This window comes from Lacticaseibacillus sp. YLM2-1 (assembly GCF_056583465.1).
This window is the reverse complement of record NZ_CM152617.1, coordinates 2,024,502-2,049,702: the sequence shown is the minus strand read 5'-3', so window position 1 is coordinate 2,049,702 and position 25,201 is coordinate 2,024,502. Positions and strand designations below refer to the sequence as shown.

Below are 25,201 nucleotides of genomic sequence, written 5' to 3'. Positions count from 1 at the left end.
TGGGGTGACGTTAAAGATTAGGTTATCGGCTGGCAACAAAGTATGACTCGGGTCGCGAACAGTGGGGCATTTGTCTAGAAAGCAACTTTTTGAATAAGTCAGATTTTATTTTCGCTATGTAGGTTTCAAATTATATTTGAGTCGAATGAAGGGGGCATTTTTAATGAAAGGAATTATTTTAGCTGGGGGATCGGGGACGCGACTTTATCCCATTACAAAAGCGACAAGTAAACAACTTGTGCCGATTTACGATAAACCAATGGTTTACTATCCGCTGTCTGCTCTTATGTTAGCGGGTATTCGTGAGTTTCTGATCATCTCAACACCGGAGTTTCTTCCACAATTTGAGGAGTTATTCGGTGATGGCAGAAGTCTAGGATTGAGTATCCAGTATAAAGCTCAAGCCAACCCCAATGGCCTTGCTGAGGCATTTCTCTTGGGTGCAGGTTTTATAGGGAATGATTCAGTTGCTCTAGTTCTTGGAGACAATGTTTTCTACGGCGCAGGATTATCGAAACTGTTGCAAGATGCGGCCGCAAAAAAATCAGGTGCCACGGTTTTTGGTTATCAAGTTACCGATCCTGAGCGCTTTGGAGTGGTAGAGTTCGATGCACACCAACATGCAATTTCGATTGTTGAAAAGCCTGAGCATCCACGTAGTAATTATGCGGTGACGGGACTATATTTTTATGATAATGACGTAATAAATATAGCCCAAAATGTTAAACCGTCACCGCGAGGCGAGCTTGAAATTACCGATGTGAATGAGGAATACCTTCATCGTGGTCAGTTAGACGTAAAAGTTATGGGTAGAGGTTATGCCTGGTTAGATACTGGAACACATGACTCACTGCTTGCTGCCTCAAGTTTTGTCGCAACTATTGAGAAGCAACAAAACCTTAAAGTGGCTTGTCTTGAGGAAATTGCCTACCGTATGGGGTATATTAATCTTGAACAGCTGGAAGAACTTGCTCAGCCACTCAAGAAAAATGATTACGGTCAGTATTTGTTGCGCTTGGTCAAGGAGGAGAGTAAGTAATGGCTTTAAAAGTAATTCCGACAAAGTTAACTGATGTCAAGTTGGTTGAAACAGACGTTTTTGGTGATAACCGCGGTTTTTTCACAGAGACATATACTCGTCCTAAGTTTCAAGAGGCGGGCATCACTAATGACTTCAATCAAGATAATCAATCGTTGTCAGCTGAAGCGGGTGTGTTAAGAGGCATGCATTACCAGATGGCACCACATGCACAAACAAAATTAGTTCGTGTGATAACTGGCGTTGTTGAAGATGTTTTGGTTGACATACGAAAAGGCTCGCCTACATATGGTCAGTGGGAAGGATACATTTTAAGCGAATTCAACCATCGCCAATTACTTGTGCCAAAAGGTTTTGCTCATGGGTTCATTACATTAACTCCAAATGTTAATTTTGCTTATAAGGTTGAAGGGTACTATGCTCCCGAAGCTGATCGTGGAATTGCCTTTGATGATCCTGATATTGGCATACATTGGCCAATGGCAACCGCACACCTTATTATGTCTGAGAAGGATCAGCACCATCCACAGTTGAAGAATGCTGAAAATAACTTTGTTTACGGGGAGATTTGATAATGAAACTTATGATCACTGGTGGGGCTGGTTTTATCGGTTCAAATTTTGTCCATTTTGTTTATAATAATCATCCGAATGTTCAGATTATGGTTTTGGACAAACTAACATATGCAGGCAACAAGGCCAATATTGAGGACGTCTTAGGCGATCGTGTCAAGTTAGAGGTCGGCGATATTGCAGACAAGAACTTGGTCGATAAATTGATGAGTGAAGTCGATACGGTTGTGAACTTTGCAGCTGAAAGTCACAATGACAATTCGTTGATTAATCCCGACCCATTTTTGCATAGTAATGTTATTGGCACCTATACTTTACTTGAAGCAGCAAGAAAGTACGACGTTCGATTCCACCATATTTCCACAGATGAGGTGTACGGAGATCTACCATTACGTGCGGATCTTCCGGGACACGGGGAAGGCCCTGGCGAGAAGTTCACCGTTAACAGTCGCTATAATCCTTCCAGCCCATATTCTTCAACTAAAGCTGCCAGTGACATGTTGGTACATGCGTGGGCACGGTCATTTGGCGTACGTGCAACAATCTCTAATTGCTCGAATAACTATGGCCCATATCAGCACATCGAAAAATTTATTCCTCGCCAAATCACAAACATTTTAAGCGGGATCAAACCAAAGCTTTATGGCACTGGCAAAAACGTTCGTGATTGGATTCACACAAACGATCATTCAAGTGCTATCTGGGATATTTTGACAAGCGGAAAAATTGGTGAAACATACTTGATCGGCGCTAATGGCGAAAAAGACAATAAGACGGTACTTGAACTTATCTTAAAATTGATGGGCAAACCAACTGATTACTATGAACAGGTTAAGGATCGTCCCGGGCATGATATGCGATATGCCATTGATGCTTCCAAAACCCGTGAAGAGCTTGGTTGGAAACCTCAGTATACGGACTTTGAAGAAGGTTTAGCAGATACCATCAAATGGTACACAGATCATCGCAGTTGGTGGCAAGGTGAAAAGACCGCGATAGAAGAAAAGTACCAAGAAAACGGTCAATGACTTTAGCTCACAGTAATGGTCGTCGCTAATTATGAAGCTGCTATTTTCTGGAATGTCGAGGAGAAGATACATGAAGATTTTAATTACTGGTGCGCAAGGTCAGCTGGGTACAGAATTGCGCCACCTATTAGATGCGCGGGGCGTTGCTTATCGGGCAACAGATGCCCATGATTTAGACATTACTGACGAGACGGCGGTTAATCAGTATTTTAAAGATTATCAACCCGAGCTAGTTTATCACTGTGCTGCCTATACGGCTGTTGATAAGGCTGAAGGTGAAGCTAAGGCGATTAATCAAAAAGTTAATGTTGACGGAACACGTAATTTGGCTAAAGCGGCCACTGAAGTAGATGCGACACTTGTCTACATCAGTACAGATTATGTATTTGACGGTGATAGCAAAGAAATTTATACTGTCGATGATCAACCTGCTCCACGTAATGAGTACGGACGAGCAAAATATGAAGGTGAGCAACAAGTCCAAAAATATCTTAAGAAGTTCTATATTATTAGGACCTCATGGGTATTCGGTGAATTTGGTCATAACTTTGTTTATACTATGTTGGACTTAGCCAAGACACACAAAGAACTCAGCGTTGTCGACGATCAATACGGTCGTCCGTCATGGACGAAGACACTCGCAGAATTCATGACGTTCGCCGTGAATCAACATTTGAATTATGGCATTTACCACTTGTCTAATGACAACAGTTGTAACTGGTACGAATTTGCTAGCGCTATTTTGGCTGACAAAGATGTTGATGTTAAGCCAGTATCGTCATCAGAGTATCCGCAGAAGGCATGGCGGCCACGACATTCGATCTTGGACTTAAGTAAGACAAAGGCTACAGGTTTTAAAATTGATACATGGCAGACAGCTTTGAATGATTTCCTGAAAGTGATTAACCAGAAGCGGTCTTGATATTCGTGATCTTAAGTTTTCTCTTTGGAATTGAGCTAAAAGTTTATAAGGCAGCTTATATGGAGGCTGCCTTTTGTTTTTTTTCTAGAAACCAATCAAGCTAAGACTTTTTGGTGCTCAGCTAATCATTTAAAGGACTTGTTGAATTCGTACCTCTGGGAAAATCGATTGAGGAAACTTTGTTGTAGATTATCTTTGACTAAATAAAGAAATCTTTCTTGCCAAACCAGTTTAGCAAGAAAATTTTTATCACGATATGGAATTGTACCTATTGACCGTTTAGCATGTGCTTTTATAATAGTGGTTGAATGATTCAACCAGTCTTTCTTTAAAAAGTGTTTTGCGATAACAACATGTCTTAAAGTAGATTATTTTTGTGAATTAATAAGGTTTAGACATAAGGTTCAAGTCGAATCAATCTCGATATTGAGATCGCAAGGACAGAATCATTTTTTTGCCTTTAAGCAGGCGGCAATTGCACTCTAGGTTCAAAACATCAGATAATGGTCTCGTTAGTTAATGTTTTTGGATCAACGCACAGTTTTTTATATTTAACGATTTTATGAGACTTAGGTAAATCCCAGTTATTGTATAGAAAGTGTATTGATAATATGTGAACAATTAGGTTGCTCATATATTAGGAATGTTATAAGATGTCTTGAAGCAAGTATTTTTGGGGCACTTTAGAATATTGGAGGGGTAAATTTGGAGACAGCATCTGACCGAAGACAGGCCCAAGCCGAGCAAGTTGATCTTGGGGGACTGACACCGACATATTTAATTACGAAACGGTGCTTTGATTTCACGGCTAGTCTAATCGGCCTTGTTTTACTTAGTGGGGTATTTTTAGTTCTTGCGATATTAATCAAGCTGGATGATCCGCATGGGAAAGTATTTTATTCGCAGACACGTTTGGGGAAAGACGGACGGAGTTTCCAAATGTGGAAATTCCGATCCATGGTCGCTGGCGCTGATAAAATGGTTGATAAGTTGCTTAAAAAGAATGATGTAGAAGGCGCCATGTTTAAAATCAAAAATGATCCAAGAATCACACGGGTCGGTCGTGTTATCCGTAAATATAGTTTGGATGAGTTGCCACAGCTTTACAATGTATTACGGGGTGACATGAGCTTAGTGGGACCTAGACCTCCTTTACCACGTGAGGTTATTAAGTACACTAACTATGATCGTCAGCGCTTAACAGTTGTCCCAGGGGTAACGGGTCTGTGGCAGATTTCAGGACGAAATGATCTTGATTTTCCGGAAATGGTTGCGCTAGATATTCATTACATTAACAATGCTTGTGTTTTAGAAGACATTAAGATTTTGTTGAAGACAGTTCTTGTCGTAGTTCGTCCTACAGGAGCATATTAAAGAGTTTTTTGAGGTGCAGTTACTTATTCTTTAAATTAAAGTTAAATGATTATGGTTGTGGTTTAATTAAACGTGGGCTTACTGTTTGTGTTCGATTTAGTATCGTCCTAAGAAATTGAATCAAAAAAGAGTCCACACCTTCAGCGTTGATTAATCTTAGATATCAGAAAGGGCAGATTCCATTATTCAAGGCGGCTTCCATGATTGGTGGCCGTTTTTGCCATACTTTTTTGACATTTAGTAGACCCAAAAATCCAGATATTGTTCAAGCCAAACTCGATCAGGAAAACTCATCACCGATGCCACTACCAACGTCCAAAGCCCTCCCAATCAGGGTTAATAACCATGAAACGCTCGTTGTTTACAACCACATTCAGGGCTATATTCTTGATGTCCTCCTGAAGGCGGTGTTTTCTGATGCTCATTGATATGAGCCATCTACATGGCATTTACATTGTTTGCGGCAAAACCGATCTGCGCCATGGTATTGACGGGTTGGCGAATGTGGTGACACACCAATTTGAACATAATCCTTATAACAAAGTGCTCTACTTGTTTTGCGGAACGCGCAAGGATCGTTCCAAGGCGCTTTATTGAGACGGTGACGGTTTTATCTTGCTTTACAAGCGCATTGAAGATGGCCGCCTACAATATCCACTGAATCAAGATGAGGGCCGCAAACTTCACATTAAGCACTTCGTACGACTACTTTCAGGCTGAGCCATCGACCTGACCGTGTATCCGGTTGCCATGCATTAAAAAATAAAAAAACAATCGTTATTGCGCTTGATCAGTGGTACAGTCATTCCAATAACCAAAGACAAGTGACGATCAGCATGATGACAGAAGAAGAAATTAAACGGCTACGACAGGAAATGAAGAACAGCGGCAGCTCATTGAGGCACTTAAACAGGAGAATGCCGAGGTCATCGAACAACTCGCCAAGCTCTCTCGATGGGTTTATGGCAAACGTTCCGAATAGATTTGCAGTGAACAAGGGGATCTGTTGGAAGATCATGGTGTTTTCTTCGACCCGGAGCACACTGGGAAACAAAGCGAACCAGTTGCAACCACAGCTAAAATGGAACCAAAGGAGAAGAAAGCGAAAGCCACACGTCAAGAAACCTTAAGGTACGGTATGCCAACCATTGAGGAGACAATTCCGTGTAAGAAAACAATCTGTCCAAAAGGCCATACCTTAACCAACGTCGGCAAGTACATAGTGCGTGAGGAACTGATCACGATTCCTCACCAAACTTATCGCCAAATTGATGAATGGGCACGTGATGATACGATCTTAAGTGAGGCAACGCTAACTGGATGATTCAAGCAGCTAGCTAAATACTTGCGGCCGGTTTGGAATCTGATTCACGTCCACTTACTGCAACTGCATTTTTTGAAAGGCGAGGAAAAACCTTATCAAGTCATTTGCGAACCCGGAAGGGAAGCGGCGCAAAAGTCGTACATTTGGGTGATGCGATCCACACACCAGTGTCGTGAACCGGCGGTTTATTATCACTATGCGCCAACGCGCTCAGGTGAAGTGGCCAAAGAGATCTGTGCTGGATTTGACGGTATCGTCCAAATTGACGGCTATTCCGGCTATAACAAGCTGGCTTCTGATATGACGCCGGCCGACTGTTGGACTCCTGTCCGGCGTAAATTCTTTGATGCCTTCAAAGGTGTCCTTGATCACCAGACTATTCTCATACCGTTAGGGTATATTGACCGCATGTTTTATCTAGAACGCTAGGTTAAAGCAATGACTGCCGAACAACGCCATCATTTCCGCCAAACACAAATTGCGCCGCTTGTGACTAAGTTTTGGCGTTGGATTGACCGTTTGACGATCCTGCCTAAAAGCGCCCTAGGCCGTGCCGTGCAGTATGCGCTCAATCAACGTCAATATCTAAATTGGCTGCTAGACTATGGAGAGATGGATTGGCGTAATAATGCCACGGAACGAAGCGTCAAGCGCTTTGTGATGGGACGAAAGAATTGGCTGTTCGGTACCAGCCCATAAGGGACGGAAGCCAATACCATTTTCATGACCGTGATTGAGACCTCGAAAGCCAATGGTTTAGATATTTTCAAATACCTGAAAATGTTGTTGGAAAGGTTGCCGCAACTGCCGGGGTTCGCAACGAGCCACCAATACAAAGCTTATTTATTGATTTAGATGCGGACTAAAAACACAAATCACCTGTAGAACGATGACAATGTCAGCCTACAGGTGATTTGTGTTGCCTAAAAAGGCGTGCTGTTATTGAGTGCTTACGGGTACTTTGTGTAAAGACGCATGTGATTTAAAAAAGTCTCATTCTCTGTGTAGGCTGCAAGAGAATGAGACTTAAATTACTGCTAGAGATAGTTAAGCGTCTTTAACTATTTTGCGTCCAGTGCATCCTGAATGACGCTATGCACACGTGCAATTTCTGAATTGGACATAACTTCATAATCTTGGCCGTCGATATTTTGACCAGTTCCATGCATTTGATCGCTTTTGATATTGGTGCCCGCTGCTCGATAGTCAGTTGCTAAGTTCTTGACGGATCCTAAAGATACATCAGTACGAACATTCTCACCAACTGCATTCAGAAATTTCTGACTCAAAACTGTTGCTGGGTTTTTCTGTAACTTACCAATGACAGAAGTAAGAATTAACTGTTGGCGCATTTGTCGACCGTAATCACCTTGAGGATCATCATAGCGCATCCGAGAGAATTTCAACGCATCACTTCCGTTTAAATCATACGATTGTCCTTTTACAAAAGACTTACCATAATAGTCGAAACTAAGTGGCGAGGTAACAGTAACGCCGCCAACGGCGTCTACGAGCTGTTCAAGGCCTTTCATATTAACCAATAGATAACCGTCTAATTTAATATTTAAGAGCTTCTCAACCGCGCTCATGGCTGTGTCCGATGAGCCATAGGAGTATGCAGCATTAATTTTGATGGTAACATCGTCGAAATCAACTTTGGTATCACGAGGGACCGAGACCATTGTGGTCGTTTTAGACTTGGGATTAACAACCACCACGATCATAGTATCAGTGCGTCCCTTGTAAGATCGGCCAAGAGCACCGGTGTCCGTGCCAAGAAGCAGATAAGCAACAGGTTTTTTACTGGTGGTTTTATCGTCCGAGGACTTATTCGTCTTCTTATTATAAGAATAAATCTGGGACGTGGAATTATGTACCATGTAATACACGAAACCGCCAAACCCAAGAGCGGCAACGAGTAGCACGAGTAAAACGCGTACTAGGATCTTTTTCATTTCTAAACCTCATTTCCTCCATAGTGTCCGAATATTCCAATATTATACCGCAAAGTTGGGAATCTCGCGCGGCTGATGGGGTTTTATTGCAAATCGTTAACAAACTGTTACAAAAAACGATTTGACCTTGTCAGCGCTTCATTAGATACTAGTACATATTGGAAGGGGAACTGAAAGATGATTGATGTACACTGTCATATGCTACCGGGCATTGACGATGGGTCGAAAGACTTGATGACTTCATTAGATTTAGCACAAGCGGCGGTTGCGGACGGGATCACGCATGCGTTGATGACCCCGCACCACATGAATGGACGGTATACGAATCACGCTGCGGATGTGATTCGTATGACAGACGAGTTTCAAGGAGAGTTGGATCGCAACAACATTCCGTTGACGATTTATCCATGCCAAGAGGTTCGGATTAATGGCCTGTTGTTGGACGCGATTGATCATGGGGATATTTTGACTTGCGACGCGTCGGGTCATTATGTGTTGATCGAATTTCCGTCTGATGATGTGCCGCTGTATACCCAGAACATGTTGTTTGAGGTGATGCAGCGTGGGATGATTCCTGTGATTGTCCATCCTGAGCGCAATACTCGTTTGATGAAGCATCCGGGGTTGCTTTACCAGATGATTGAACGCGGTGCGTTTGCGCAAGTGACGGCCAGCAGTTATGTTGGCACGTTTGGCAAAAAGGTGCAGCAATTTTCTGAAGACATCATTGATGCAGGGTTGGCACATGTTTTTGCGTCCGACGCCCATCATTTGCCAGGCCGGAGCTACGAAATGAGTGATGCCTTCAAGCGGTTAACTCGCAAGCGTGGTGAGAAGAAGGCACACATTTTTGAAGAGAATGCCCGAGCACTTGTTAACGGGGATCCGTTGGTGCGTTTTAATGAGCATAAAGTTGAAAAGCGGCTTTTGTCACGCTATTAGACAGCCTTGCTGTTTGCACTGAAAATAGTTTTGAAAAATTTTAGCACTCTCGTTGCGCGAGTGCTGAAACTGTGCTATACTACTTTATGTAAACAAGGAAAAGGCGCAACGGCAAACGTGCCAACAAGTGAATAAGTTCGACACAAAGTACTGCCAGTGCGCCTGGGAGTACTTTTTGCTATGCAGCATAGCGCGAGCGGGAGCGTTTAGCAACCGGAGTGTAAGCGGCCTTGAACCTAACTGACTGGGTTTTGGTCAGTTAGGTTCAAGATCCTTACACGGAGGTTGCTGCGACCCGCGAGCGCGTTTTGTAAAGCTGCATAGCACGCCTCCGTACCACGCCTTTTCCGAGCACTTTCCCAACAAGGAGGAATGAAGTTATGGCAAACTTTAACGATCCGTTTTTCAATCATGATATGGATGATGTTTTTAATCAAATGTTACAAGGTATGGGCAAAGGTGAATCTGCCCGTTATGTGGTAAATGGTCACGAAATGACGCCAGATGAATTCGCACAGTATCGGGCAACTGGGCAGTTGCCGAAGCAAGGTGACGAAATTCCAGTTGAAACGACTGGTGAACAAGCGGTTAAAAAAGGTGGCATTCTTGAAAAGCTTGGGCGTAATTTAACGCAGGAAGCTAAAGATGGTTTGCTTGATCCTGTGATCGGTCGTGAGCATGAAATTCAAGAAACAGCAGAAATTTTGAGTCGTCGGACGAAGAATAACCCGATTTTGGTCGGGGATGCCGGTGTCGGCAAGACGGCGGTTGTTGAAGGTTTGGCGCAGGCGATTGTCAAAGGCAATGTGCCCGAGTCGATCAAGGACAAGCAGATTTGGTCGATTGATTTGTCGAACCTTGAAGCTGGCACGCAGTATCGTGGCAGTTTTGAAGAGAAGATTCAGAATCTCATCAAAGAAGTCAAAGCGGCAGGCAACGTGATTCTGTTCTTTGATGAAATCCATCAAATTCTTGGTGCCGGTGCGACTGGCGGCGAAGAGTCTGGCGGCAAAGGGTTGGCCGATATCATCAAGCCGGCGCTATCTCGCGGTGAGATCACTGTGATTGGCGCAACGACGCAAGATGAGTATCGCAACACGATCATGAAGGACAGCGCGTTGGCACGGCGGTTCAACGATGTCACCATTAATGAACCGACCGCGGCTGATACCGTTAAGATTTTGGAAGGCATCAAGAAGCTTTATGAACAGCATCATCACGTTCAATTGCCAGAAAATGTTTTGAAGGCTGCGGTTGATTACAGTATTCAATATATACCACAGCGGTCATTGCCGGATAAAGCCATCGATTTGATTGACATGACGGCGGCGCATTTGGCAAGCAAGCATCCGATTGTTGATAAGGTTGAACTCGAGAAACAGATTAAGGATCTGAACGCTCAAAAGGATGCTGCAGCCAAGGCGGAGGACTTCGAAAAAGCCGCTAACCTTAAGAAGACGATTGCCGACAAGCAACATCAGCTTGATGGTACGAAAGACGAGAAGCCTGTCGTTGCAACGCCTAATGATGTAGCGGCTGCGGTTGAACGCTTGACTGGTGTGCCAGTTTCCAAACTTGGCGCTTCCGATATTGAACGTCTGAAGGGCATTGGTAAGCGTCTGAAGGGCAAGGTCATTGGTCAGGATGAAGCCGTTGAGATGGTCGCTCGCGCCATTCGCCGCAATCGAGCCGGCTTTGATGAAGGCAATCGGCCAATTGGCAGTTTCCTCTTTGTCGGGCCTACCGGTGTCGGGAAGACTGAATTGGCCAAGCAATTAGCGTTAGATCTTTTTGGCAGCAAAGATGCGATCATTCGCTTGGATATGTCTGAATACAGTGATCGCACGGCAGTTTCCAAGTTGATCGGTACCAGTGCCGGGTATGTTGGCTATAACGACAACAACAACACCTTGACCGAACAAGTACGTCGCAATCCGTATTCGATTGTTTTACTTGATGAAATCGAAAAGGCTGATCCGCAAGTTTTGACACTGTTACTTCAAGTGCTGGACGATGGTCGGTTGACGGATGGTCAAGGTAACGTGGTTGACTTTAAGAACACAGTGATCATCGCGACTTCCAATGCTGGCTTTGGCAACGAGACGCTGGCTGGCAAGAAGGAGCAAGACGAAGATCTGATGAAGCGGTTGGCACCTTACTTCCGTCCTGAATTCCTGAACCGGTTTAACGGGATCGTTGAGTTCAGTCATCTGACCAAGAAAGATTTAGGTAAGATTGTTGACTTGATGCTTGATGACGTTAACGCCACCTTGACCAAGAAGGGGATTACGTTAACTGTCACCGCAGCAGCTAAAGATTGGTTGATTGAACAAGGTTATGATGAAGCAATGGGCGCACGGCCATTACGGCGTGTGATCGAACGCAACATTCGTGATAAGGTGACTGACTTCTATTTGGATCATTTAAAGGCTAAGAAGTTGCAAGCTGATCTGGTTGATGATGCAATTGTGATTAGCGAGAAGCAACCGACAGCTGGTAAATCAAAGAAAGTAGCCGATGGTGCGAAGTAATGTTCGCGTCTGCCGTCAAGTGCACATGCACTTGGCGGTTTTTTTTGGTCTACAATAAGTCGTATAATAAAATTTAAAATAAATTGTGCACAGCATTTCTTGTGAATTTTGGCAGTCGATGATTTTGAATCAATTCAAAATGCCATGAGCCTCTAAGGAATTTGCTGTTTTCCTGTCATCGATTTTATTTAATTGTTAGTATTTGAAATTAAATTTTCGAAAAAATGTTATTGAAAGCGATATAAGCTTGTGCTAAGTTTGTTGTGTACTAACCGCTGATGCAAAAATAATGTATCAAGGATTGTACTAGTAATTCACAAGAAATCATGACGATTTTTATGTTCGTGCAATTGTTATTTATGGGATTTACTACTTTTATTCAGGAGGGACTTCTCATTTTGAAAGATGATTTAGATGGCTTTTCAATGATTAGCTGTCACTGATGGCTATGAGCGAAATTATGAGTACCATTATTGTGAAAATCATCTGACTATGGTAAGTTATTATAAAGAGAATAAAAACGTGTCGTGAGTAAATCTTTTTGACTTGTGAATGTGATTGGCATCTAATGTGTGGGTGGTATTGGCAAAGAAACAATAATAAATAATTGTTGTTTCGTTGAGAGGTGATTGGATGATCAAGTTGTATACATCGGGCTCGTCAAAGTCGAGTCGTGAAGCTAGAGCTTGGCTTGAAGCGAATGGATTACCGTTTCAAGAGATTTCGCTTTCAAAGCAAGGTATTAGCAAGCCGCAGATTTTGGAATTGCTCGCTCGTTCGGAAGATGGCATTGATAGTTTAGTTTCCCGTCGTTCAAAGGCGTTTCAGGCCCTTGATATTGACTTTGATGCGTTGTCGTTGAAGGAAGCGGTCGCCCTTTTGTCCGAGCATCCAGCGATTTTGCGCTGGCCGATCATTGTGGACGATCGTCGTCTGTTATTTGGGTTTAATCAGGACTCGGTGCGGGTATTTTTACCACGCGAAGTTCGGCGCCAGAAGTTGTGGGCGGCGTTGCTCAGTACCTCAAGTGTTTAAAAACGCGCACAGTTAAGTTAGTTTTGCTAGTTGTTTCAATGAAAGCCGTCTGTGGTTAGACGGTTTTTTTGCGCTTTTTGATGCGATTGGTGATTAGCGTATGGTGGCCCCAGTTATGGGTGAGGAGACCTTGGTGCGTATGCTTTGGGTGTTACTGAGTTGGTTTTGATGAGCAATTGACAATCGCGGGATGATGGTGGAGCGAGAACTGGTCGCTGTTTACTGTTGGACATTCATCATTGACTATTAGCTAGGGATCATTTGGGCTTTTTTTGTATGAATGTTAGGACATGATAGTGACGACAGAGCTGAATCAGAGGTCATTTTTCAAGCGGAAATGGTGAAATTGGCTGAAACCGTATACAATCTAGAGGATTATGCTATGATATTGCCATGAGCCAAAATTGGTATATGTGAAAGGAAGCTGTTTCATGGACTTGTACAGTGAACTGACGGCGAAGTATCAAACGGTGCCAGCGATTGCGACTGAAATCATTAATCTGGAAGCCATTTTGAATTTGCCTAAGCCGACGGAAGCGTTTATGAGCGATATCCACGGGGAGTATAACGCCTTTCAGCATGTTTTGCGGAACGGTAGCGGGAATGTGAAAAGCAAAATTCGTTCCTGTTTTCGCGATGAAATGACGGAGGCGACCCTGCAGCGCTTCGCTTTTTTGGTGTACTATCCGTCTGAGCGAATGGCGGCGATTCATCGGGAGATGGCGGGGGATGACTTGCAACAGTGGTATTTGACGACTTTTCGACGGTTGATTCGCTTGCTGGCGTTCACCGCGACCAAATACACGCGTTCGAAAGTTCGCAAGGCGATGGCACCGGAGTTTGTCTATATCACCGAAGAGTTGCTGTACAATGATGCCGATACGCCTGACAAGCTGGCTTATTATTGGCAAATTATTCGTAATTTAATCGTTCTTGAACAGGCCGATCAGTGGATTGCGGCAACGTGTCAAACGATTCAACGTTTAACGGTAGATCACTTTCACGTTGTAGGCGATATCTATGATCGAGGACCGGCGCCGGATCAGGTGGTTGAAAGCTTGATTAGACGTGGTCGGCGTCATTCAGTGGATATTCAATGGGGCAACCATGATATTCTTTGGATCGGCGGCGCCGCGGGTTCGGCTTTGTGCATTGCCAATTTGGTGCGGATTTCCGCGCGGTATAACAATTTAAGTATTCTCGAAGATGTTTATGGGATTAATTTGCGGCATTTGGCCCGATTAGCGGAACAATACTATCAAGATAATCCCGCCTTTTCACCAAAAATGGAGCGATCAGATCGACCAATTACTGAGGCGGAGCGACTTCAAATTACCCAGATTCATCAGGCGATTGCGATGATTCAATTTAAGCTGGAAGGACCAGTGATTAAACGTCGGCCTGAATTTGACATGGATCATCGGCTAGTGCTGGAGAAACTGGCACCTGATTTTTCAACCATCAAGTTGAATGGTGATACTTATACGATTGAAAACGGCTGTTTTGCGACGGTTGATCCGGCTGATCCTTACAAGTTGTTGCCAGAGGAGCAAGAGGTCATTGACTCGCTGGTTGAGTCCTTTACGCACTCTGAAAAGTTGCATCGCCACATGGATTTTCTACTTGATCACGGCAGCATGTATTTGCGGTACAACCGGAATTTGTTGCTGCACGGGTGTGTGCCGGTGGACGAGGATGGCAATTTTATTGGCTTGACCATTAAAGGGACGACTTATACTGGCCGTCAACTATTTGACATGCTGGAAGCAAATCTTCGGTTGGCATACAGTCAACCAACGGAGAATGCTGACTTAGCAACCGATCTGATGTGGTATCTCTGGACCGGTCCAAATTCACCGCTTTTTGGCAAGCACGACATGACGACCTTTGAACGCTATTTCATTAGCGATCCGAAAGCCCATGTCGAAGGCCGTAATCCGTATTATCACCTGCGTAAGGACCCGGAATTTATCAAAAAGATCTTGGCGGAATTTGTCCTCGATCCTGAAGTCGGCCATGTCATTAATGGCCATACGCCAGTCAAAAAAGGCACCGACCCCATTATGGCGAATAACAAAATGATCGTCATCGACGGCGGCTTTTCTAAACCGTATCAAAAAACCACCGGAATCGGCGGTTACACGCTTTTGGATAATTCCTATGGCATGCAACTAGTGACGCACCAACCATTTACCACAAAAGCCGATGCTATCGCCAACCTTACTGATATCATTTCAACCCGCCGCGTCGTCGAAACCGAAGCCCGGCGCCGAACGGTAGCAGAAACTGACATTGGCACCGAGCTACAGGATGAGGTTGAGGTATTGAAGCGGCGCTTGGGTGAGTTGCGGGAAGAGGACTAGAAAGCGTGGGTATTGTCTAGGTGTGGTTCCCTAATTTTTAAATTGGCGGTTATATCTTGGGTTGGCTGTCTTAAGCAGGTGTTATTTCGCATCATTTCATTAACAGTGCGAGCGTCAACTTCTCTCGAATTCTAGAATAGAATGATGAGGGCTGGCGGAGCGGCGATGGGCTCAGCACTGAAATTGGTCTTGGTGGCGTGGTTTTCTCCGCCTAGACCAAGGCCGAGCTTCAAGACCGCGGGGGCTTTGCGGGCTTGAAGTCGTGCCCAGTGCGCTAGCTTCGCGGTCGCCACCTCAAATCGCCGCGTAGCCAGCCCGGGCTTTCGGAAATTTCCTAACAGAAATAGAACATAAAAAAACCAAACCACACGCCAGATAACGCCTGTTTGTCACACCACCACTTTTCCAGTATAGTTATTAGTACGATAAGAGTCGGTTTAAACATGATTAACAGAAAGGGTGGCTTGATGCAGAAAATGATGCGTCATCCGATATTCAAATGGTTTTGGATCGTGGCAGCGCTGGAGCTGATCGCAATCAGTATTAACATGTTCTATGCACCTCACGCTGTCGCAGCTGGCGGCGCAACCGGAATTGCCATTTTGGTTCAAGAAGTTGCCGGCATTCAAGTCGGCATCACCACCATGGGCGTCAACTTGCTCATGCTGCTTTTAGCTTGGTTCTTCTTGGATCGCAGCACCTTAAAACGCATTTTATTCGGCAGCTTCATGTTGCCGTTGCTGCTATGGCTGACGCCAGAAATCAACCTAGTCACAGATCGGTTGCTGGCGATCATCGTCGGCAGTGTTGTGTTTGCCTTTGGTGTTGGGTTCCTGTACCAAATGGATGCCTCAAGCGGTGGGACCACGGTTCCGCCGCTCATTTTCAAAAAATACTTTGGCTTGAAACCATCAGTCATGCTACTAGCCACTGATGTGATCGTGTCACTTTTTAACATCCCCGTATCCGGTGTCGAGGCCTTCATCTTGGCCGTGTTCGCTTTGGCGATTACCGGACTGGTCATGAATTATGTCGAAACCGGTTTTGACCGGAAAAAGGCAGTTTACATCATGAGTCCGCAATTGGCGACGATTAAACAGCAAGTCCGCGACGAAACGCCGCATGGCTTAACGGTGCAACGCGTCGTTGGCGGTTTCTCAGATGAGTCTAAGGAGATGTTGATGGTCGTGGTCGAACAAGCCAACTTCCGCCATCTGATTGACTTAGTCCACGCAATTGATCCCAATGCTTTCATCTTGACCATGGCAGCAACTGAGGTTCATGGCGGCAGTATTTAAGCTTCATCATGGTATTAAACTGCGACAGCGTTCCCGAAAAAATTCGGACGTTGTCGCAGTTTTTTGATAAGCGTGAGTCGCTTGGTTAGAAATCAGACGGTTAAATCTCAAAAGTCGGTTTGAATGCTAACGGTTTTAACCAACTTTTGAAAAGAATGTTTAGCAAATATGGCGTTAAACACTGATAAATGCATGAAATAAGGATTATTTAACTTAAAAATAACGTTAAGCACTTACAATCGGTAAGCATATATGTTTACCTACAAAACTAATGCGCCATAATGAAAAGCATGAGATGGCCATCTCGAAAAGAATATGTGGTAAGTCATTTTGCCGATATGGACTGGGGGAGTCTATATGTTACGCAGAAGTCTCATCACTTTCGCTCTTGTCGTGAGTGGGCTGCTTATCACCACTGCAGCAGGCACCACCATTCAGCGTCAAGACTTGGCCGGATCGCGCACAAGCACGAGGGAGAAAGTTAATCCTGTAAGTAGTTCTAACGATTTGCTCGATGCCACTGCTGCCAAGGCACCTGCATCACAGGCTGCAGCACATCCGCAATGGAGCGTTCGCACTGTCTCAGTGACTAAACCAACGTCTGCTACATCATCATCACAGACGGCGGCAAGTACATCCGTTGCTTCAAGCGCACCGGCTAGTCAACAAGCTGTTGCTACTTCTGATTCATCTGATTCAAATACAGGGGCTTCGACTTCTACTGCCGAAGTGACTGTATCGGCAGCACCGTCTGCAGCACAAACCGCGACTGCTGCCCAACCGGCGCAACAACAACCGGCGCAACAACCGGCAACTCAGCCTGCTCAACAACCAGCACAACCGCAAGCACAGCAAGCACCTGCTTACGCGAGCCGCGTCCTAATGTTTGCAGGTGTGACAGTGCCTTATATCATTGGAAATGAAAGTATGACTGCAGCACCGGGCACTGGAGCTGCAACGTGGGGCGGTCAAGCAAATTATAGTAACAATAGTGGTCAAAACACGCATTTTATTGGCCACAATCCTGGTTCTTTTGCCGCGATGCTATCACTTGGCATTGGTTCGCCGATCACAGTGACCGACGCTGCTGGTAACCCGCGCACGTACCATGTTTATCAATTGGCGACAGTGAATCCAAATGCCGTCACTGCCAGTGGACAAGATTTATGGAACGCAATCACGGGTACTGGCGGCGGTCAGCGCATTACCTTACAAACTTGCGTAGGTAACTACTGGCGCTTGATTGCCTTTGCACGTTAAGGCTGTTGAGTGATCACCATTGCTTTTTGGCTTTCAATTTCAGGTTGTCAGGTTCTAGGCTTTTTCGTAAAGTTGCTTAGTAAGTTTTGAATTGATTGACTGTTATATTGTTGAATTATGCAAAATGACTTTCCTCACAAAAAAGCAGCCGCCGGTAAAACGGGCAGCTGCTTTTTTTGTGGAAGCGTGAGCGGGCGTACGCGATTGCAGATGCGTTATAGCGCGTGCAAGTTCTCACAGTTTCCGAGTGATAAATGATTTTTAAATTAATTAAACGGGACGTCAACGACCCAGCCTTCAGGTGCCGGTACATCGCCAAACTGGATACCCGTCAGTTCATCATACAGTTTCTGTGTATATGGACCGACTTTGGTTTCCGAATAAAAGACATGTTCGTGGTCTTCGTAGGTGATGCTGGCAATCGGGGTGATGACCGCCGCAGTGCCACAGGCCCCGGCTTCACCGAATTGATCCAAATCGGTAATCGCAATCTTCGTTTCTTCAGTGGTCATGCCAAACCGATCATGCGCCAGTGCCAAAATCGAATACTTGGTGATACTTGGCAGGATGGATGGTGACTTCGGTGTTTTCAAAGTTTTACCATCTTTGCTAATGCCGAAGAAGTTAGCTGACCCAACTTCTTCAATATATTTATGTTCAATTGGGTCCAGATAGATCGCATCGCCATAACCGTGCTCGTGGGCGAATTTGCCGGCTTGCAAGGATGCGGCGTAGTTCCCGCCGACTTTCGATTGGCCAGTGCCGTAATGCGCCGCTCGGTCGAATTGATCGGCAACGATGAACTTGGTTGGCACCATGCCGCCTTTGAAGTAGGGGCCGACTGGCATGGCGAAGACATCGAAAATGTATTCCTTAGCCGGAGCAACCCCGATATTGGGGCCGACACCAATCAAAATCGGGCGTAAGTATAAGGTAGCACCGGTGCCATATGGCGGTACGTATTCATGATTAGCGGCAACCACTTGCTTGACCGCATCAATAAAGCGATCTTCAGGAAATGGTGGCATCAGTAGTTTGTCAGCAGAATTGTGCAGTCGATGGGCATTTTGGTCAGGCCGGAAAAGTTGGATTTTTCCTGATTTGGTTCGGTATGCCTTCATACCTTCAAAAGCGCCTTGACCATAATGCAAAATCGGCGAGCCTTCATTCATCGTCAGGTTGGGATCGGTGGACAGCTTACCTTCATCCCATGCCCCGTCTTTCCAGTGGGCAACATAACGGTATGGCAGTTGCATATAATCGAAGCCTAGATTGTTCCAATCAATATTGACACTCATGGCAGTACCTCCAGTATTTGTGTGCGTCTGACTGAAAACAGCCGGCTGAGGTTGATTTCAGAGTAACGTTGCGTGAACATTGCTGTTTCATTAAATAATATACCTATCATGTTAGAGTATTCTCACAAAGAACTCAACAGAAAAGATTGTAATCGCTGTTAATATTAACAGTAAGCGGTTACAATTAAGACGAGGACTGGGAGTATATGCCTTATCAAAAAATTTATGTTGGCGTGCGTGAAGGTTTTTGGTGAGCGTTTCTTGAGCCTTTTGATAGTCTTACTGTTACACTTGATTTGGTAGGTAAAAGTCCGGCCGTACAGTGAATGAGAAGCCTTCACATGTACGACGGTATCGTTTGATTGGGGGAGTGATCATGATTCAGGGATTAAAAGATTGGTTATACCTCTTCAACTCCGGGCAAGATTTTCAAAGTTACAATCGGTTTGGCGCCCATGAAGTCGAACCAGGCAAGTGGTCCTTCCTCGTTTGGGCACCGCATGCCCAACAAGTCAACGTCGAAGGCGACTTCAACGACTGGCAAGGCAGTCCGTTGAAACTGCAAGGCACCACCGGTTGTTGGTACGGTGAGCTTGCAGCCAAAAAAAATCAGTTATACAAGTATCGGATTATCGGTCCTGATGGGATAGCCCATGAGAAGATTGATCCATACGGGTTTGGGTTTGAACGCAAGCCAGGCAGTGCGGCTAAGTTGGTCGATGTGCCGCGCATTACTTGGCATGATGAAGATTGGCTAGCCAAGCGGGCAAAATGGCGTCCGTATGATGAACCGCTTAATATTTACGAAGTCCACTTAGGCTCCTTCATTCGCGACACCAATGCCGGTCCAGATGGCGGCTATATGACGTATCAAGACGCTATCGACAAACTGATCCCTTATGTGCAGGAGTTGGGCTACACCCACATTGAGTTTTTACCGTTGATGGAGCATCCGCTTGACGCTTCATGGGGCTATCAGTTAATGGGTTACTTCGCGCCGACGAGCCGGTTCGGCGATCCGCAAGACTTCTTGCGGTTGGTCGATGCGGCTCACACAGCAGGATTAGGCGTCATCATGGACTGGGTACCGGGGCATTTCATCAAAAACACCGATATGTTGGCCCAATTTGATGGCACACCAACCTTTGAATACACCGATCCGCACCGCGCAGAAAATGTCCGCTGGGGGACCTGGAACTTCGATCTTGGCAAGGCACAAGTGCAGAGTTTCTTAATTTCCAGTGCGATGTATTGGTTGGATCACTGCCACCTTGATGGCCTGCGGGTTGATGCTGTCTCGAACATGTTGTACATGGATTATGACGCTGGCAAGGAAAACGATCGCAACAAGGATGGTGGGCGTGACAACCTTGAAGGCATTGCCTTTATCAAGCAATTGAATACAAAGATTTTTGCCAAACATCCAGATGTGCTCATGATGGCTGAAGAAAGCTCCGCCTATCCGCAAGTTTCAGCACCGATTGATACTGGCGGCTTAGGGTTTAACTACAAGTGGAACATGGGCTGGATGAATGACACGCTGAAGTTCTTCGAGCAGGATCCGGTTTATCGCCACAGTGATATGAATTTATTGACGTTTTCATTCATGTATATGTATAACGAGCAATTCGTCTTACCGTTTTCACACGATGAAGTTGTCCATGGCAAAAAGAGCCTGATGCACAAAATGCCGGGAGACCGGTATAACCAGTTTGCTAATCTTCGGACGATGTATGTGTGGCAGGCAACATTCCCTGGTAAACAGCTATTATTCATGGGCAGCGAGTGGGGGCAGTTTCTTGAATGGCGCGACTGGAGCGAGCTGGAGTGGACCGATCTTAAAGACCCAATGAATAAGAAGATGCAGCATTTCACCACCACACTGAATCATCTTTATAAAGCTCGGCCAAGTTTGTGGCAACAAGATCATGAACCCGACGGCATCAAAATCACGATTGCCGATGAACCGGATGTGCTGAGTTACATCCGTTATGGCAAACAAAAAGATGACTTTACGGTAGTGGCCTTGAATCTGGTGCCAGTTCAAAAAGATCATTTCCGCGTGCCAGTTCCTAGTCCGGGAACGTACGAGATTATTTTAAATACTGAGGATGCGGCTTTTGGCGGTACATGGACCAAGTGGCAGCAGACCTTGACTGCTGAGATTGGCGAAAACCATGACGTTCCTGCATGGCTTGACGTCATTTTACCAGCAATGGGCGCTTTGTTGATTAAACCAAAACAGCTGAAGCCGTTGCCGAAAAAACCGTTGGCACTTAAAGGCAAGCAGCCAACCAAGGCATTACCGAGACATGAAACACCGTTGTCACTCGCCGGTCATCAACGGCAACCGATTAGTCATCAAGACGACTGGGGCACATCGCCAGCGCGGTCGCAACCACGTGACATTAGCAAAGTTAACCATCAGCAATCGAAGAAGTTAGGGGGGAAGGCGCACAATGCGCCGCAATCATGAGTACTGAAATGTTGGGAATGATTTTAGCCGGAGGGCAGGGAACCCGTTTAGGGAAACTGACCAAAACGACGGCTAAGCCTTCGGTGCCATTCGGAGGTAGATATCGGATTATTGATTTTACTCTGAGTAATTTAGCTAATTCAGGGGTCAACACCGCGGGGGTCATTACCCAGTATCAACCGCTTGAGCTGAATCGCCATATTCAAAATGGTGCCAGCTGGGGGCTTAATGAACGCGGTGCCGGTGTGACCATCCTGCAGCCTTACGCTTCAAGTGAAGGCGAAAAGTTCTTTGAAGGCACGGCGCATGCGATTTATCAAAACATCGCTTATATTGACTCGTACAATCCGCAATATTTGTTAATCCTTTCAGGGGATCACATTTATAAAATGGATTATCAAGCGATGCTGGATTATCACAAGGCCAAGAAGGCTTCATTGACTGTTGCTGTCATGCCGGTTGAAAAAGAAGAAGCCAAACGCTTCGGCATCATGAACACCGATGACACGGACCGGATTATTGAATTTGAGGAGAAACCAGCCAAGCCAAAGAGTAACTTAGCCTCGATGGGGATTTACATTTTCAACTGGCCGACGTTGAAACAATATTTGACCGAAAGCTATGCAACAGATGGTGCCATGGAAGACTTTGGCCATGACGTGATTCCGGCTTACCTGACGCATAATGAAGCCAGCTATGCTTATGCCTTCCGCGGTTACTGGAAGGATGTCGGGACGATTCAGAGTCTGTGGGAAGCTAACATGGAATTTTTGAATCCTAACAATCCATTGAACATTGGCAATCGCAACTGGCGGATCTTCAGTCAAAACGAGGCGCTGCCGCCAATGTTCCTGACCAAGACCGCCAAAGTTGCTGGCTCCATGATTGTTGACGGCTGCTATGTCGCAGGTTCAATTCAGCACAGTATTTTGAGTCAAAACGTTAAAATCGGTGAAGGCTCCGTGATCAAGGACAGCATGATCATGCCAAACGCCGTTATTGGTAAGAACGTGACTGTCGATCATGCCATTGTCGGTGAAAATGCGATTATTGGGGACAATGGTAAAGTTGTCGGCAAACCGAATGAAATTAGCGTTGTTGGTTATGGGGAAGTTTTAGGAAGGACTGAAAAAGAATGAGAAAAGGCGATTTAGCAGCAATTATTGATCTGAATGAACCAGACGACCAAATTCAGCCGCTGACAGCAGCCCGCCCGATCGGTACCTTGCCGTTTGCTGGCCGCTACCGTCTCATCGATTTTCCACTGTCATCATTGGATCATGCCAATGTGCGCAGCGTGGCGATTTTCCTGCCAAAGTCCGGTCGTAGTGTCACGGACCACATTCGTAGCGGGTCGACTTGGAACATGGATCAGATTACTGGTGGTATTTTCACGTATCCGTATATGGCTGGCCGCGACTATGAAGATCCAAAATTACGCGCGCGGTATTTTGACGACTATCTGCAATTTCTGCGCAAAAGCAGCGCGCAGTACACGATTATCATGGGTACGCAAAATGTGGCCAATGTCGATGTCGATGCCATCGTTGCCTATCACCAAGCTGGTGAGAGTCCGGTGACGGCGGTTTACAAGAATTTGCCGGAAGAAGCGATGAAGCCGGAAGATTTAACGTTGGATATGACGGAGCTTGGCACGGCTAGCTCAGTTGTCCCAGCATCGGAAAATCGTGGGCATCTCAAGGAAGGTAAGATCCCGGCGTTCATGGATATTTATCTGATCGGGACGATTGACTTGATTGATCTTCTGACGGATGCCTCCGAAGCGCCAACATTCAAACGGTTGCCGCAAATTCTACGTGAAGCCGTACTGGAAAATAATGCTAACGCGTTTGAATATACTGGTTTTCTGGCGAAACTGAATACGATTCAGCGGTATTTTGACGCGAACATGAGCATGTTGGAAGACCAAAACTATCAAGCGTTGCTTTATAGTGCTAATTCGATTGAAACGAAGAATAAGAATGAAATTCCGACCTTCTATTCAACCGAATCCAAGGTGACCAACAGCTTGTTAGGTACTGGTGACTTCATTGAAGGTACGGTCGATAATTCGATTCTCTTCAGAAATGTGCATATTCATCGTGATGCAGTGGTTGATCACAGTATTGTGATGCAAGGCAGTAAGATTGGCACAGGCTCCAGTGTGAAGTATGCGATCCTAGACAAAGGTGTGGTCATTGGGCCAAACCTTGCGTTGGAAGGGACCCCTGAGGAGCCATTGGTCTTTTCGAAGAATCAGAAAGTCTTTCAGCCAGATGGCCAGGGGGTGACGGCCCGTGCTTAAAGTACTCTTTACAGCTGCGGAAAGTGCGCCGTTTTATAAAACAGGCGGTTTAGGGGATGTAAGCTATGCCTTGCCTAAAGCAATTAAGAAGCAAGGTGTGGACATTCGGGTTGCCATTCCATTTTATGAAAAGAAGTTCCCGGCGAAGTATCTGCCTAAGGTGAAGGATTTGACCCATTTCACCTTGGAGATGGGTGGCCGTCCAGTTTACGTTGGCCTTAAAACAATTAAACTCGGGGATGTCACGTACTATCTCATTGATAATCGGCAGTATTTTGATCGGGATGGCTTGTACGGTTACTGGGATGACGGCGGCCGGTTTGGTTATTTCCAAATGGCCGTGATTGAAATGCTTCAGGTGATTGAATGGATTCCAGATGTCATTCATGCCAACGATTGGCACACAGCTTTCATTCCGGTGCTATTAAAAGAAAAGTATGGTTGGATCAAGCCGTATCAACAGATTAAGACACAACTGACGATTCACAATCTGCAATTCCAAGGCTGGTTCCCGCCGTCAACGTTAGCGACCGTTTTTGGTATTGGCCGTGAAGGTTTCAACGACGATGGCTTTGGTCAAGACGGGTCAATCAATTGGCTTAAGGGCGGGATTAATTACGCCGATCTTGTGTCGACGGTTAGCCCGAGTTACGCCAAAGAAATTCAAACACCAGCCTTTGGCGAGCATTTGGATGGCACCTTACGAAAACAAAGTGGTAAACTGGTCGGGATTCTGAATGGGATTGATTCTGAAGTCTATAATCCAGCCACTGATCAGAATCTGGCTTATAATTACGACGCCAAGAATTTGGCTGGCAAGGCCAAAGATAAAAAGGCTTTGCAAGACGAGATGCATTTACCAAAGAGGACTGATCCGCTTTTTGCGATGGTCAGTCGCTTGACCCGGCAAAAAGGGGCTGATCTCTTAGTTGATGCTTTGGAGAATTTCTTAGTTCAAAATAATGTACAGGTCGTGGTTCTTGGTACTGGCAATCAAGATCTGGAAGAAGATTTGTCATCATTGCAGGATCGGTTCCCTGGCCAATTGGCGGTGCGGATTGATTTTGATGAAGGCTTAGCGCAGCGGATTTATGCCGGCGCCGATTACTTCATGATGCCAAGCGCCTTTGAACCAAGCGGCTTGGCACAAATGATGGCGATGCGCTATGGCACGCTGCCAATTGTGCATGAAACTGGTGGTTTACGTGACTCAGTTCTAGCCTATAACGCTGAAACTGGCGCTGGTGATGGGTTTAGTTTCTGGGATTACAACGCAGGCGTGCTCACAAACATTCTGCGCATGGCGAAGAGTGTTTATGCGGATCAGCCAAAAGTCTATGCTAAGTTGCAACAACATGCGATGGTGAAGGACTTTGACTGGCACCATTCCGCAGCTGAGTATTTGAAAGGTTATCAACGCATTCTGGGCAAAGCATGAGGTGACAACAGCGAGGTCGTGTCGGGATCAGTCGGAAGGCA

20 protein-coding genes and 2 pseudogenes are annotated in these 25,201 nt (G+C 45.5%); 20 read left to right on the top strand and 2 right to left on the bottom strand.

What is annotated here, in order from left to right; translation table 11 throughout:
* Window positions 1-163: 163 nt before the first annotated feature.
* From rfbA to AC07KQ_RS09875, 10 genes and pseudogenes are all read left to right on the top strand, one after another.
* Window positions 164-1,039 carry a glucose-1-phosphate thymidylyltransferase RfbA gene (gene rfbA, locus AC07KQ_RS09920; protein WP_019893561.1) on the top strand — a complete coding sequence of 292 codons (876 nt, stop codon included), beginning with the start codon at window positions 164-166 and terminating at the stop codon, window positions 1,037-1,039.
* Entirely contained in the window at window positions 1,039-1,611 is a 573-nt protein-coding gene (rfbC, locus tag AC07KQ_RS09915) for a dTDP-4-dehydrorhamnose 3,5-epimerase (RefSeq protein WP_019893563.1), read from the top strand. Before rfbA ends, rfbC begins: the two co-directional genes overlap by 1 nt.
* A 2-nt stretch (window positions 1,612-1,613) precedes the next feature.
* Complete coding sequence (rfbB, locus tag AC07KQ_RS09910; RefSeq protein ID WP_144182169.1) at window positions 1,614-2,639, top strand: dTDP-glucose 4,6-dehydratase; 1,026 nt, start codon at window positions 1,614-1,616, stop codon at window positions 2,637-2,639.
* A gap of 70 nt (window positions 2,640-2,709) precedes the next feature.
* On the top strand, window positions 2,710-3,561 hold the full coding sequence (gene rfbD, locus AC07KQ_RS09905) for a dTDP-4-dehydrorhamnose reductase (protein ID WP_019890796.1): 852 nt from the start codon (window positions 2,710-2,712) through the stop codon (window positions 3,559-3,561).
* 705 nt (window positions 3,562-4,266) lie between these two features.
* The gene (locus AC07KQ_RS09900) at window positions 4,267-4,935 is read left to right on the top strand and encodes a sugar transferase (RefSeq protein WP_144182170.1); all 669 of its coding nucleotides are present in this window, start codon (window positions 4,267-4,269) and stop codon (window positions 4,933-4,935) included.
* Between the two features lie 200 nt (window positions 4,936-5,135).
* On the top strand, window positions 5,136-5,363 hold the full coding sequence (locus AC07KQ_RS09895; RefSeq protein ID WP_019890799.1) for a hypothetical protein: 228 nt from the start codon (window positions 5,136-5,138) through the stop codon (window positions 5,361-5,363).
* Window positions 5,353-5,532, top strand: a complete 180-nt coding sequence (gene tnpB, locus AC07KQ_RS09890; RefSeq protein WP_019890801.1) for an IS66 family insertion sequence element accessory protein TnpB — start codon at window positions 5,353-5,355, stop codon at window positions 5,530-5,532. The genes AC07KQ_RS09895 and tnpB overlap by 11 nt, the downstream gene beginning before the upstream one ends.
* Window positions 5,533-5,941: 409 nt before the next feature.
* Window positions 5,942-6,259: a hypothetical protein gene (locus AC07KQ_RS09885; RefSeq protein WP_019890803.1), complete on the top strand. Its 318-nt coding sequence runs from the start codon at window positions 5,942-5,944 to the stop codon at window positions 6,257-6,259.
* 15 nt (window positions 6,260-6,274) lie between these two features.
* A pseudogene (locus tag AC07KQ_RS09880) lies at window positions 6,275-6,958 on the top strand (IS66 family transposase); the annotation flags it as partial.
* 24 nt (window positions 6,959-6,982) lie between these two features.
* Window positions 6,983-7,114 carry a transposase domain-containing protein gene (locus tag AC07KQ_RS09875; RefSeq protein ID WP_019890809.1) on the top strand — a complete coding sequence of 44 codons (132 nt, stop codon included), beginning with the start codon at window positions 6,983-6,985 and terminating at the stop codon, window positions 7,112-7,114.
* 206 nt (window positions 7,115-7,320) lie between these two features.
* Here the strand turns inward: AC07KQ_RS09875 and AC07KQ_RS09870 are convergent, their stop codons facing one another.
* Window positions 7,321-8,214 (bottom strand): LCP family protein, encoded by an 894-nt coding sequence (locus tag AC07KQ_RS09870; protein ID WP_019890811.1) that lies wholly within the window; start codon window positions 8,212-8,214, stop codon window positions 7,321-7,323.
* Window positions 8,215-8,391: 177 nt separating this feature from the next.
* Between AC07KQ_RS09870 and AC07KQ_RS09865 the strand changes: the two genes are divergently transcribed.
* From AC07KQ_RS09865 to AC07KQ_RS09840, 6 genes are all read left to right on the top strand, one after another.
* Entirely contained in the window at window positions 8,392-9,156 is a 765-nt protein-coding gene (locus AC07KQ_RS09865; RefSeq protein ID WP_019890813.1) for a tyrosine-protein phosphatase, read from the top strand.
* A 380-nt stretch (window positions 9,157-9,536) separates the two neighbouring features.
* Window positions 9,537-11,687, top strand: coding sequence for an AAA family ATPase (locus tag AC07KQ_RS09860; RefSeq protein WP_019890815.1), 2,151 nt, complete (start codon window positions 9,537-9,539; stop codon window positions 11,685-11,687).
* A 633-nt stretch (window positions 11,688-12,320) separates the two neighbouring features.
* Window positions 12,321-12,722, top strand: a complete 402-nt coding sequence (locus tag AC07KQ_RS09855; protein ID WP_480156552.1) for a Spx/MgsR family RNA polymerase-binding regulatory protein — start codon at window positions 12,321-12,323, stop codon at window positions 12,720-12,722.
* Between the two features lie 431 nt (window positions 12,723-13,153).
* Window positions 13,154-15,085: a fructose-1,6-bisphosphatase gene (locus AC07KQ_RS09850; RefSeq protein WP_121070476.1), complete on the top strand. Its 1,932-nt coding sequence runs from the start codon at window positions 13,154-13,156 to the stop codon at window positions 15,083-15,085.
* A gap of 467 nt (window positions 15,086-15,552) precedes the next feature.
* On the top strand, window positions 15,553-16,383 hold the full coding sequence (locus AC07KQ_RS09845) for a YitT family protein (protein WP_032764566.1): 831 nt from the start codon (window positions 15,553-15,555) through the stop codon (window positions 16,381-16,383).
* Window positions 16,384-16,740: 357 nt separating this feature from the next.
* Window positions 16,741-17,643: a sortase domain-containing protein gene (locus tag AC07KQ_RS09840; RefSeq protein ID WP_019896047.1), complete on the top strand. Its 903-nt coding sequence runs from the start codon at window positions 16,741-16,743 to the stop codon at window positions 17,641-17,643.
* A 266-nt stretch (window positions 17,644-17,909) separates the two neighbouring features.
* On the opposite strand, the pseudogene AC07KQ_RS09835 reads toward AC07KQ_RS09840, so the two are convergent.
* Window positions 17,910-18,956, bottom strand: a pseudogene (locus tag AC07KQ_RS09835) (branched-chain amino acid aminotransferase); the annotation flags it as partial.
* A gap of 361 nt (window positions 18,957-19,317) precedes the next feature.
* Between AC07KQ_RS09835 and glgB the strand changes: the two are divergent.
* Genes glgB through glgA form a run of 4 tightly spaced genes read left to right on the top strand, consistent with a single transcriptional unit; the run spans window position 19,318 to window position 25,160 of the window.
* Window positions 19,318-21,417 carry a 1,4-alpha-glucan branching protein GlgB gene (gene glgB, locus AC07KQ_RS09830; protein ID WP_128521867.1) on the top strand — a complete coding sequence of 700 codons (2,100 nt, stop codon included), beginning with the start codon at window positions 19,318-19,320 and terminating at the stop codon, window positions 21,415-21,417.
* Complete coding sequence (locus AC07KQ_RS09825) at window positions 21,414-22,556, top strand: glucose-1-phosphate adenylyltransferase (protein WP_003659327.1); 1,143 nt, start codon at window positions 21,414-21,416, stop codon at window positions 22,554-22,556. The genes glgB and AC07KQ_RS09825 overlap by 4 nt, the downstream gene beginning before the upstream one ends.
* Window positions 22,553-23,722, top strand: coding sequence for a glucose-1-phosphate adenylyltransferase subunit GlgD (gene glgD / locus AC07KQ_RS09820; RefSeq protein ID WP_003580106.1), 1,170 nt, complete (start codon window positions 22,553-22,555; stop codon window positions 23,720-23,722). The genes AC07KQ_RS09825 and glgD overlap by 4 nt, the downstream gene beginning before the upstream one ends.
* Window positions 23,715-25,160: a glycogen synthase GlgA gene (glgA, locus tag AC07KQ_RS09815; protein WP_480156551.1), complete on the top strand. Its 1,446-nt coding sequence runs from the start codon at window positions 23,715-23,717 to the stop codon at window positions 25,158-25,160. The genes glgD and glgA overlap by 8 nt, the downstream gene beginning before the upstream one ends.
* Window positions 25,161-25,201: the final 41 nt, after the last annotated feature.